The organism is Rhodococcus sp. HNM0563, assembly GCF_012726195.1.
Classification (GTDB): Bacteria; Actinomycetota; Actinomycetes; order Mycobacteriales; family Mycobacteriaceae; genus Rhodococcus.
On record NZ_JAASAF010000008.1, the window covers coordinates 105244 to 116958 of the forward strand.

Annotated in this window: 11 protein-coding genes; all 11 read right to left on the reverse strand. The window is 63.7% G+C overall.

Annotated elements, in window-relative coordinates; all coding sequences use genetic code 11:
• Nucleotides 1-384: 384 nt before the first annotated feature.
• The 11 genes from pip to HCA61_RS18855 all read right to left on the reverse strand — a co-directional run bounded on the left by pip (nt 385) and on the right by HCA61_RS18855 (nt 11699).
• Nucleotides 385-1359, reverse strand: coding sequence for a prolyl aminopeptidase (gene pip, locus HCA61_RS18805; protein ID WP_169689894.1), 975 nt, complete (start codon nt 1357-1359; stop codon nt 385-387).
• Between the two features lie 65 nt (nt 1360-1424).
• Nucleotides 1425-2270: a bifunctional 5,10-methylenetetrahydrofolate dehydrogenase/5,10-methenyltetrahydrofolate cyclohydrolase gene (locus HCA61_RS18810; RefSeq protein WP_169689721.1), complete on the reverse strand. Its 846-nt coding sequence runs from the start codon at nt 2268-2270 to the stop codon at nt 1425-1427.
• A 240-nt stretch (nt 2271-2510) separates the two neighbouring features.
• Nucleotides 2511-3125, reverse strand: a complete 615-nt coding sequence (locus HCA61_RS18815; protein ID WP_169689722.1) for a TetR/AcrR family transcriptional regulator — start codon at nt 3123-3125, stop codon at nt 2511-2513.
• A gap of 53 nt (nt 3126-3178) precedes the next feature.
• Nucleotides 3179-4417, reverse strand: coding sequence for a M20 family metallopeptidase (locus HCA61_RS18820; protein ID WP_169689723.1), 1239 nt, complete (start codon nt 4415-4417; stop codon nt 3179-3181).
• A gap of 18 nt (nt 4418-4435) precedes the next feature.
• Nucleotides 4436-5881 (reverse strand): MFS transporter, encoded by a 1446-nt coding sequence (locus tag HCA61_RS18825; protein ID WP_169689724.1) that lies wholly within the window; start codon nt 5879-5881, stop codon nt 4436-4438.
• 169 nt (nt 5882-6050) lie between these two features.
• Nucleotides 6051-7610 (reverse strand): AMP-binding protein, encoded by a 1560-nt coding sequence (locus HCA61_RS18830; RefSeq protein ID WP_169689725.1) that lies wholly within the window; start codon nt 7608-7610, stop codon nt 6051-6053.
• Between the two features lie 81 nt (nt 7611-7691).
• A complete protein-coding gene (locus HCA61_RS18835) occupies nt 7692-8336 on the reverse strand; it encodes a DapH/DapD/GlmU-related protein (protein ID WP_169689726.1) in 645 nt (214 codons plus the stop codon).
• A 94-nt stretch (nt 8337-8430) separates the two neighbouring features.
• Nucleotides 8431-8718 carry a hypothetical protein gene (locus HCA61_RS18840; RefSeq protein WP_169689727.1) on the reverse strand — a complete coding sequence of 96 codons (288 nt, stop codon included), beginning with the start codon at nt 8716-8718 and terminating at the stop codon, nt 8431-8433.
• A 678-nt stretch (nt 8719-9396) separates the two neighbouring features.
• Nucleotides 9397-10182, reverse strand: coding sequence for a hypothetical protein (locus tag HCA61_RS18845; protein WP_169689728.1), 786 nt, complete (start codon nt 10180-10182; stop codon nt 9397-9399).
• Nucleotides 10172-10939 (reverse strand): hypothetical protein, encoded by a 768-nt coding sequence (locus HCA61_RS18850; RefSeq protein WP_169689729.1) that lies wholly within the window; start codon nt 10937-10939, stop codon nt 10172-10174. The genes HCA61_RS18845 and HCA61_RS18850 overlap by 11 nt, the downstream gene beginning before the upstream one ends.
• Nucleotides 10940-10943: 4 nt before the next feature.
• A complete protein-coding gene (locus HCA61_RS18855; protein WP_169689730.1) occupies nt 10944-11699 on the reverse strand; it encodes a hypothetical protein in 756 nt (251 codons plus the stop codon).
• Between the last annotated feature and the right edge of the window lie 16 nt (nt 11700-11715).

The following is an 11715-nucleotide window of genomic DNA, read 5'->3' on the forward strand; positions in this document are numbered from 1 at the left end:
CATAAGCGTCGACCTGCATGTGTTCCCGCGCTCCGCTCCCGCTACGTTTCCATTCATCCGCGCGCGTCACAGTCGGTGTGTATGGCTGGAAGTTCAGCGGGAACAGCCGGGCAGCGACGTACTCGTCAAATGACGGTACCTGATCGCTGCCCGGCAGAATCGAGAACAGTTCCGACGCGGCTGAGACTCTTTTCGTACCCCCGATCCGAGCGTGATCTTCTTGCCGGAAGGGGTGTCGAGTTCGACGCCGGAGACATAGCCGAATGTCTTCCACGCCGGCTACGAGACGCACGCGTTGCACGATAATCCGGTGCCACAGTCACAGCGCAACTTGACATCCCTTGGTGCGCAGACCGCGTGTCGTGGTGGGCAGCTGCCATGTCCTCACGCCTCGGTCTGGCCGATGTCGCGTGGGCGACCACCGGCCGTCCCAGCAAAGCTGTTGATCCCTTCGATTAGCTCGCTGGTGAAACTGCCGCCGCCATGACCGGCATCGTCGACGACTACGAGACGGCTGCCTTTCCACTGTCGGGAGAATTCCCACGCGGTGTCGAGGGGACCGGAGACGTCATATCGACCGTGGACGAGAATCGCCGGTATCCCCGCGAGCCGGCCCATGCCGTCCAGGAGTTGATTCTCGGCGAGGAAGTGGTCATTGCCCCAATAGTGAGTAACCAGGCGCGCAAACATCATTCGGAAGGTGGGGTCCTGGTAGCGAGGGGAGGGCGTCCACCCGGGAACGAGTGAAAGATGGGTGTCCTCCCACTGGCACCAGCGCAACGCGGCATTCTCACGAACATCGGCGTCTGGGTGGGCGAGTAGTTGTGCGTAGGCAGCCGCGAGATTGCCGTCGCGATCGGCCTCCGGAACCGGCTCGACGAACCGTTCCCACTCACGAGGGAAAATGCGCCGCATGTCGCGGGTGATCCACTCGACTTCCTTGTGGCTACCGGAGGTGATCGCGCCCAATGCCATCCCTATCACTCGTGTGGGGTGTGTCTGCGCGTAGGCCAGTCCGAGGCAGACGCCCCACGATGCCCCGGCCACGACCCATCTCTCGATTCCGAGGTGTTCACGGAGTCTCTCGAGGTCGGCGACGAGGTGGGCGGTGGTGTTCGTGGAGAGATCCGTGTCGGGATCGTCAGCACGGGGTGTGCTGCGCCCGCAGCCACGTTGATCGAACAGCACCGCGCGGAACACGTCTGGGTCGAAAAATCTACGCATACCCAGAGTGCAGCCGGATCCGGGGCCTCCGTGAAGATAGACGACGGGAACGCCCGACGGAACGCCGATGGTCTCCCAGTACAACGAGTTGCCATCAGAGACAACTAGGTATCCCGAGTCGTACGGTTCGATCATTGGGAACAGTTCCACATCGGCGAGTCTGTCACGGTCCGGTGTATCCCGAGAACCGGATAGCGCAGCTACCTCTGTTCTGCAGCTTTTGCGGCGGCGAGGGTCTGCTCGAGGAGAACCGCGATCGTCATCGGACCCACCCCGCCGGGTACAGGCGTGATGAGCCGTGCCCGCTCGGCTGCGCCGGCGTAGTCGACGTCGCCGATGTTGCCCGGGTTGTAGCCCGCGTCGATGACCACGGCGCCATCCTTGATCCAGCCGCCCCGGATCAGTGCAGGGTGGCCTACTGCGGCGACGACGATATCGGCACGCCGTACCTGATCAGCCAGGTCCCGGGTTCGGGAATGGCAGTACGTGACCGTCGCATCGCGCGCGAGGAGCAGCATCCCGACGGGCTTTCCGAGGATCGGACTGCGGCCGATCACCACTGCGTGCATGCCGGCCAGCGGGACGTCGTAGGCGTCAAGTAGCCGAAGGATCCCGCCCGGGGTGCAGGAGTGGAAGCCATTCTCGTTGAGGGCCATTGCAGCGAAGCTGTGCATGGTGACGCCGTCGACGTCCTTGTCAGGGGCGATCGCTTCGAACGCCGCGCGTTCGTCGATGTGGTCGGGAACTGGGTGCTGTAGCAGGATTCCGTCGACGGTCGGATCCGCGGACAGGGCAGTGATCTCTGCGATGAGGGCGGTTGTGGTGGTGTCGATCGGGAGTTCCACGTAGCGCGACTCGATGCCGACGGAGGTGCACCGGTTGCGCTTCATACGTACATAGGTGTGGGAGGCAGGATCGTCGCCGACGAGCACGGTCGCCAGGCATGGGCGGCGGCTGTGCTGGTGGACGAATTGAGCCGTCTCGTTGGTGACGGTGTCGAGGAGTTGTGCCGCTACGGTACGGCCATCGACGATCTGGGCTGTCACAGTTGGTCCTCTCGATCGAAATCGAGAGACACCCAGGCGGTCGATGGCTGCTCTACGTGCACTCCCCGGTGGTTGCCCACCCTCGCCAGTCGTGCGGTCTCAGCATAACTACTTTGCGCTGAGCTGAGAGGTGACGTCGTCCGTGGGTTCCTACTGTGGTCAGACCTCTACTGTTGTCCTGAGACATCGAATTTCAGTTGGGGATCTCGGCGCGACACTGGTTGAACTCGTCGGTTCGACTCACTTGCTCCTACGCGGTGGATGAGCGACGAGTGCGGCAATGACGGCGCGATACTGCTCGACAGGGATGTCGATCTGCTTGACGGTCTGCCGGTAGAGGGTAAGGCCGGCGATGGTGTCGAGCAGGACGTCGACGTCGACGTCGACGGGGAGTTCACCACGGGTGATGGCGCGTTCGATGATGGCCGCGCCCTGATCGCGGCGGTGTCGGAAGAACTGCTCCCACAGCAGGGCGAACACGGCCGGTTCGAAGGCGGCGAGGATGACGCTCCCTGCCGTCGCGGGCGCGCCCGGCGCTTGCTGGTTCGCCCGGTTCACCAGTGCGTGTTCGAGCAGGTCTTCTTCGACGTTTCCGGTGTCGGGGAGATCCCCGAGCTGTAGGACGGTCATGGCTGCGGCCGCAACCAGTTCGGCTTTGTCGGTGTACCGCCGATAGATCGCGGGCTTGCCGCAGCCCGCCTGCTTGGCTACGTGTTCCATGCGCAGGGCGTCGTAGCCGTGCTGGGCAACGAGGTCGACGGTTGCTGCGAGTATCCGTTTGGTGACGTCGGTGTCTGCGGGGCGGCCGCCCGGCGCCGGAACGGTGGAGTCGGGGGACGTGGTGCCGGCAGCCATGCTCTCCAGAATACGTGACGGACCGTTCCGTACGTGCCGAGCGGGTTGCGGAGTCAGCGGCGGGCCCGTTCGAGGCGTGCGTGGGCGAGCGTGGCCAAGGCGGCTGCCTGGTCGGCCAACACAGTGTCGTCGAAGACGGCTCGTGGTGAATGGTTGAACTCGGCGGTGGTGAGGTCCACATCGGCGGGGGTCGCGAACAGCGCGAGGAATGTGCCCGGTACCTGGTCGAGCACGAAGGAGAAGTCCTCGGAACCCATCATCGGTACCGGCGAGGTCAGCACTCGCTCTTCTCCGAAGACGTCGCGAAGGCAGTCGAGGGCCGCCGACGTCGTTGCGTGGTCATTGACCGTGGGCGGATAGGTGAATTCGAGCTCGACGTCTGCGCGCGCACCGTGTGCTCGCGCGATTCCGTCGGCAAGCTGCGGCACTCCCTCCTGCAGCCGATCTACCGAGGTGGGTGTGAGTGCTCTGACGGTCGCGCGGAGGCGGGCCTGTTCGGGGATGACGTTGATCGCGCCGTCACCGGTGTCGAGCTGTGTCACCGAGATGATCACGGGATCGAATGCGTCGAACCGTCGGGTGGCGAAACTCTGCAGTGCGAGAACGATTTCCGCTGCAATCGGCACCGGATCGAGAGCCAGGTGTGGTTGCGACCCGTGTCCGCCGCGACCGTGGACGGTGATCGTGAGGTCGCCCGAACCAGCGCAGGCGGGCCCGGGCCGGGTGATGAACACCCCACGAGGTCCGGGCGCGACGTGGATCGCGTACGCGGCCACCGGGCGATCGCCGGCAGCGTCGAGCAGCCCTTCGTCGAGCATGATCTTCGCGCCGCCGTGTCCTTCTTCTCCGGGCTGGAACATGAAGATGATCGAGCCGTGCAGTTCGTCGCGGTGGGCTGCCAGGAGTCGCGCCGCACCGACCAGTCCGACGGTGTGCAGGTCGTGACCACAGGCGTGCATCGTCCCGTTGGTCGCCGCGAACTCCAATCCGGTCTTCTCCTCGATGGGAAGCGCATCCATATCACCGCGAAGGATCACCGACGGCCCGGCGTGTGCACCGTGTAGCACCGCGACGACGGAGGCGAGGTCGCGGCCGACCGTGATCTCCAGGTCGAGCCCCGACAGGGCATCGAGTACCCGGCGCTGGGTGCGGGTGGTGTGCAGCCCGATCTCGGGGTCGGCGTGAATCGCGCGGCGCAGGGCGATCAAGTCGTCGCTCAGAGCGGTTGCCTCCGCGGGATAGTCGGGGATGCCAGGAATCGAGGCGGGAGCGTAGTCCAAGTCGTGGGACATGCTGGGACTCTTTCGATGTCAGAGGGAGGCCGGTGCGTCGCCGTCTGCGGACGGAACCGATCGGCGTGCAGGAAGGAAGGTCAGTGCGATGGCGGCGGCAAGGAATGCGATGGCACACAACACCCACGTCAGGACGTATCCGCCGAGCTCGGCTGTGTCGCGTGAACCGATCGTCGCGGCGCTCAGGACGACGGCGAACAGGGCGCCGCCCGCCGCACCGCCGAGTGAGCGCAAGGAGTTGTAGACACCGACCGAGGATCCGGTTTGCTCCGGAGGTGTGACTTCGGCCAGGAGCGCGGGCAGGCCACCGAGCAGGAGGCCCATGCCGAATCCCGCGATCACGGTGTACAGCCACACCTGCCACATCTGGGTGTGGAGGGCGGCGATCATGACGTTGGCGCCCAGCGCCAGCAGCGCGCCGAGCAACAGGACACCGCGCATGCCGGTGTAGCGAGCGATTCCGGCGAACGCTGCGGCCCCGACGGTGGCGAACAACCCGAGCGCGGCGACGACGAGGGAGATCGATGCGGAACTCGCGGAGAAGCCGTACCCGGCAGTGTCGGGGTCCGCGCTCAGGAACGTGGTCAGCGGAGCCTGCGACCCGAATATCACGAGCCCGAACAGGAATCCGGCGATGTGGATAGGACTCGCCCGACGCGAAAGCATCAGGCGCACGTCGATAGCAGGCGACGGCGTCCTGAGTTCCCATCGCGCCCACAGTGCGAGCAGGAGCAGTCCTGCGCCGAGCGTCAGGGCAGCGGTGCCCGATGTGAATCCGTTGGAGGTCGCGAGACTCAGACCGGCGAGGAGGGTGATCATCGTTGCCGCAAGCCCGGCGAAGCCGACGATGTCGATGCGGCTGGGTGTCCGATGTGGAGACTCGGGTACGCGCGCAAAAACCGCGTACAGGCTGATCGCCAGTGGGATCAGCGGAATCAACAGGGTCACGAGCAGCGACGGCGCGAGAGCGGAAACCGCTCCGGCCGCGGCTGTTCCGAGGATCAGTCCGCCGGTCAGGAACGACACCAGCATGCCCACGCCACGGCGCGCGCTCTCGCCGGAAAGGCGACCGTGGATGATCGCGATCTCCAGCGGAAGCCATACCGCCAACGGGCCCTGCAGAATTCGCGCGGCCAATACGACGGGATAGCTGGGGACGAACGCGACCGCGAGAGCACCCACTGCCACCGCGACCATCGAGAGTCGCAGCACACGCCGGTGTCCGAACATGTCGCCGAGGCGCGACAGTAGCGGCACGCAGACCGCGGCAGACAACGTCTGCACCGTCAGGAACCACGTGATGTCGGCATCGCTCACCGACAGTGATCGCGCCAGTTCCGGCAGCAGCGGGGCGTAGTAGCCCTGGGTGAAGCCGCTGGCGAGTTCGCAGAACACGAGGAAGCCGACGACGGACTTCATGGTCGCTCCGGCTGCTGGAGCTCGGGTCATGTTCAGACCGGTCATGCGGTATCCGTTTCCTGAAGGCGATGAGTGCATTCGCGGCGGAGTGCGCGAACGCCGGAGCTGTCCCGGTGGAATACGTTACAGTACGTTCCGTAACGGAACAAGAGTCTCGACGAGTGCACGACCCGTCCGGCGATCGGGCGATGCAGGGGAGAGGTCGGTGCGCGGGCTATCGCGCGTCGAGTTCGACCGCGCGAAGATGCAGCGCGTGCCGGTCGAGCTTGCCGACGTGGTTACGCGGCAGATCCGTGACGAACGTCCAGCGATCCGGCACCTTGTAGGCCGCAAGCCGCTCGGCGGCGAACGCTCTCAGATCTGCTTCGGTGGGCGGGTCGGTGAGGCCGTGGTGCAGCTGCACGAACGCGTGCACGAGCGACCCGAGTCGCGCGTCGGGCGTGCCGACAACCCCGCACAGTTCGACCGCGGGCGACGCCTCGAGCACATCTTCCACCTCACCGGGGGCGATGTTGGAGCCGCCTTTGATGATGATCTCTTTGATGCGGCCCTGGAAGTGCAGGTAGCCGTCGGCGTCGCGGCTGCCGAGGTCTCCGGTACGCAGCCAGTCGCCGACGAAGGTCGCCGCGGTGTGCTCGGGGTCGTCCCAGTACCCGGTCATCACCGAGTCGCTGCGCACCCAGATCTCGCCGGCCTCGCCGGGCGCGGCGTCCACCACATGCGAACCGTCGGCGTCATACGCGGTCGATGTTGCCGCGGCGATGCGCACCTCGACGCCGGCACGGGGAAGGCCGAACGAGCCACGCTCGATCAGCCCGAACGGCGGATTCATACTCACGGCTTCACATTCGGTGAGGCCATACAGCTGGTTGAGCTGCAGATCGGTGATCGTCGCGAACTCGTCGTAGAGGTCGCTGGACATCTGGTCGCCGCCGCACGCGATCTCGCGGAAGCACCCGAAGTCCACGTCTTTCGCGCGCGGGTCGACCACCGCGTCGAGCAACTGCGCAGGCAGCAGCACCGTGCGCGTGGGCCGGTGGGTGCTCACCGCGTCGAGGAACAACCCCGGATCGCTCTCGGCGAGGATCACCACGGTGCCCCCGGTAAGCAAGGTCGGAAAGGTCACGCCGATCGCGGCTCCGGCATGGCAGATCGCCGTGGCTGCCAGCGAGATGTCCTCGGCGTCCAGCTGTTGCGTGGCCGCGCGGCTCGTTGCGGTCGCGCTGATCGACCGATGCGTGTGGGTGACGCCCTTCGGTTTACCGGTGCTGCCCGAGGTGTAGAGGATCATCGCGGGATCGTCGTCGTCGACCTCGGGCCAGGCTGAATCGGATGCCGCGGCCACGACGTCGCTCCACCGGCGCGGTGCGTCGGGTGCTACATCACCGCCGTATACGTACATCCCGATGAGACTTGCCGCCTGCTCGGGAACGTCCCGCACTACCGGTAGCAGCGCTTGGTCAGCGATCAGCAACTTCGCCGTGCAGTGGGTGACGGCGAAGACGACTTCGTCGGTCTGGAACCGGTGATTCAGCGGTACCGCGATGGCGCCGATGCGAAAGCACGCGAAGTACAGCTCGACGTACTCCCACCGGTTGCGCATGAAGATCGCCACCCGATCGCCGAGGTCGACCCCGAGGGAGAGCAGGCCACGGGCCGAACGTTCGATCGCGTCGTCCAGTTCGCGATACGACAGCACGTCATCCTCGAATATGAGGGCGGGTTTGTCGGGTGTGGCGGCAAGCGCGTCCTGCATCAGTTGACTGAGCAGCATCGCTTCAATGTATCAGCGAGCGCCGCCTGAACGCGCAGTGTCGTCGGGAGACGTTCGAGCGCAGAATAATTCGCGCCACCATCAGGGCTCGCGGTCGACGTATCGAAGCTTCTTGGCGGGCACCCCACCGACGATGATGTGCGCAGCGACATCCTTGGTGACGACAGCTCCGCCTGCCACGACGGCTCCCTCTCCGATCGTGACCCCGGGCAGGACGGTGGCGTTCGCGCCGATCCACACACTGTTGCCGATTCTCACCGGTTTCGGCACCGTGCTCGCTCGCAGCGCCGGATCGAGGTCATGGTTGAGGGTTGCGATCACGACGTTGTGGCCGACGAGGGCGTCATCGCCGATGGTGAGGCCGCCTTGGTCCTGGAAGCGGCATCCGCTGTTGACGAACACCCGCTTGCCGATGCGGAGATTCTTCCCGCAGTCGGTGGTGAAAGGAGGAAAGATTCGGAACGACGCGGGCACCTCGCGACCGGTGATACGCGACATCATCTCGACGCGCTCCTCGGGCGTGCAGTAACGGGTATTGAGCTCCATGCACAGCCGGATGGCGTCGTTCGCGAGATCATCCATCATCTGCGCCAAGTCGGTCCCGGGCAATGCCTGATTCCCGGCGTCCATCTGCGCGAGAAACTCTTCGGTTTCCCGCCGCCACACGCATCGCAGATCGGGTTGGTTCAACAGCGGTATGCGCAGTCGAGCCAACCAAGTCTGCATGCCGGCGTCCGATCGGCAAGGATTCCAGCGCGTTGAACCAGATGGTTGGCTGGAATACCTCACTGCGCAGACCATTCCGGATGTGACCACACGCCTATTCGTCATCTTCGACAACTGTGGGCCACCCGGGGTAGAACGGTTCGACGACGGGAGCGGCCGGAAGCTCCTCCTCTTCGGGTACCTCCGGGTTGTATCCCGGCATGTCCTCATCACAGATGGTCCACATGGGCCTCTCGCTGCCGCGGGAGCCATCTGCTCGTTCTATTTCGAGGCCTTCGAATACATTCCACGTCGGATAGGGAAGTCGATGCTCGTAGTCGAGTGCTGGAGTGGTGGCAGGGCGGGCGGTGGTCAGCCGGATTCGTAGGGGCGTGTACCGCATTGTGTGGATGCGTATCCATGCGTGCCTTGTGGATATCGCGGTGTGCATATAGTCGCTGCACACCAATACTTCTGTTACGGGTTCGCCGATGTGGACGGAGGGTTCGATCAGGAGGATGTGGTGGTATACCGTCCCGTATTCAGGTGTGGGAGTGGATTCCCATTGCTTTCGGATATCCCAGAATCCGGGGTGGACGCTGGCTGGATCTGCCGTGTGGCTGTAGGTGCTTGTGCTTTCGACGTAGGACCGGACCGCTTGTAGTATTCGTAAGTCGAGTGACACCCCGGCTGGTGCATTCCAGCGATGTGACAGCAGTTGTGCGTCGGCGTCGAGTGCTGCGAAGGAGACCTGTTCGGGTTCAGGTGGTGTCGGCGCGGCGGCGGGTGTTGTGCAGGCTGCTGTCGTGAAGGTCAATGCTGCGGTGACGAACACGATGATGTTTTTTCCGGTGGTGGACTGTCTCATCGTGGGTTGCTCGACTCCCTTGTGGTAGGTGCGATGCTTCCGTATGCGTGGATGACGATGGTGGGATCGTGCGGTAATCCGTGCTGTCCGAATGTGGTAGGTGCGCTTCCGAATGTGGTGGATTCCAGGTCCGTCGCTATGGGGGTGAAATCGTGCCGTTCGTTCTCGATTGAATGATTCACTGCAAGAGTCGTTCCGGAGTTGATCATGCTTCTACTCGCTGGCGTCGACAACGGCGGGCCAGCCTGGGTGGAACGGTTCGACGACAGGAGCGGCGGGAAGTAATTCCTTCAGCGGGGCGTCGTAATCGAACCCGGGCATCCGCGACATGCACACGCGCCACGGGTCATTCTCGCCCATCCGCTTGTCCGTGAACCGTTCGACTTCCCAGCCGTCGAACACGTTCCAGGCTGGAAACGAAAGCCTGCGGTCGTTGTCAATTGGTGGGGCGGTCACGGCCACCGTTCCGGATGACTGGATACGAAGCGATACGTACGACAGTGATTCTAGGCGCGTCCACCCAGTATCGGTGGGCATCCCCGTCTGCATGTAGGTGGAACAGACGTGGATCTCGTTGGCGGGTTTTCCGAGGTGAGTGGTGGTTTCGACTTGGAGGATATGGTGGGTGATCGTGCCGGTCCGCGGCGTGGGTGGTGATTTCTGGACGTGGGCGACGTCGGTGTATCCGGGATAGAGGGTGTTGGGGTCTGCGGTGCGGTCGTAGTTGTTTTCGCTTTCGATGTAGCCGCGGGCCACTTGTATTTCTGGTGAGTCGAGGTCGGTGCCGTGTGGTGCGGTCCACCGGTGGGACATGATCTTCGCGTCGGACTCGAGTGCGGCGAAGGGGTCGGGCTCCGGCGAAGGTGAGGGAGCGGCCTGCGGTGTGCACGCTGAGATAACGGCGGCGAGTGATGCGGTAGCGAGAAGCCGGGCATACGTGGGGATCGAATGTATTTCTGCGGGAGTCATTCCGGATGATCCCGCGCTCCTATTCGTCATCTTCGACAACTGTGGGCCATCCGGGGTAGAAGGGCTCGACAACGGGAGCCGCAGTGAGCTGTTCGGTAATGGGAGTATCCCGGTTGTATCCCGGCATGTGTGATGTGCAAATGCGCCACGGGGCGTCATCGTCCATCCGCTTGTCTGTGAAGCGTTCGACTTGCCAGCCGTCGAAGACGTTCCAGGTGGGGTAGGGCAGTCGATGGTTGTAGTCGAGAGCGAGTGGGGCGTCTGGGGCCGAGTCAGTTTGTTGTATTCGAAGCGAGGTATCGAAAGAAGTCTCCATGCGGGTCCATCCGGTTGCGGTGGGCTTGGCGGTTTGCATGTAGACGTTGCAGGCGTGGATTTCTGTGGCGGGTCGTCCCAGGTGGGTCGTGGATTCGGTTTGAAGGATGTGGTGGGTGATCGTGCCGGTCCGTGGTGTAGGCGGTGATTTCTGGACGTGGGCGACGTCGTTGAATCCGGGGTAGAGGGTGCTGGGGTCTGCGGTGCGGTCGTAGTTGTTTTCGCTCTCGATGTAGCCGCGGGCCACTTGTAGTTCCGGGGCGTTGAGGTCGACGCCCTCGGGTACGATCCAGCGATGGGACATGATCTTTGCGTCGGTTTCGAGTGCGGCGAAGCGATCTGGTTCCGGTGGAAGCGACGGATCGGTCTCGGGGGTACACGCCCCCATGACTGCGGCAAGCGTTGCGATGCCGACGGCCCGGATGAGCATCCAGGTCGACTGATTCGCTGCGGGAGTTCCGGAAATGAACATGCTCCTATTCGTTGTTGTCGACGAGGGTCGGCCAGCCGGGGGAGAACGGTTCTATGGCAGGGGATCCCTGAAGACGTTCTTGCACTGGGGTATCCGGAGTGATTCCTGGTATCTGCGACATGCAGATGCGCCATGGATCGTTTTCGCCCATCCGCTTGTCTGTGAAGCGTTCGACTTCCCAGCCGTCGAAGACATTCCAGGTGGGATACGGCAGTCGATGTTCGTAGTCGAGATTGGAGAGGGGATTGGTGGCTCGCTCGGTCTGTTGGAGTCGGAGCGATGTATAGAAGCGCCTTTCCATGCGGGTCCATCCATCAGCGGTGGGCATGGCGGTTTGTGTGTGTACGTCGCAGACATGGATTTCGGTGACGGGTTGTTCGAGGTGCGTAGTGGGTTCGACTTGGAGTATGTGGTGGGTGATCGTACCGGTTCGTGGTGTAGGTGGGGACTTGTACGCGTGGGCGACGTCGTTGAATCCGGGGTAGAGGGTCAAGGGGTCGGCGGTGCGGTCGTAGTTGTTTTCGCTCTCGATATAGCCTCGGGCCACTTGTAGTTCCGGGGCGTCGAGATTGACGCCGTCTGGTGCGGTCCAGCGGTGGGACATGATCTTCGCGTCGGCTTCGAGTGCGGCGAAGCGGTCGGGCTCCGGCGAAGGTGGGGGAGCGGCCTGCGGTGTGCACGCTGAGATGACAGCGGCGAGTGACGCGGTAGCGAGAAGCCGGACATACGTGGCGATCGAATGTATTGCTGCGGGAGTCATTCTGGATGATCCCGCG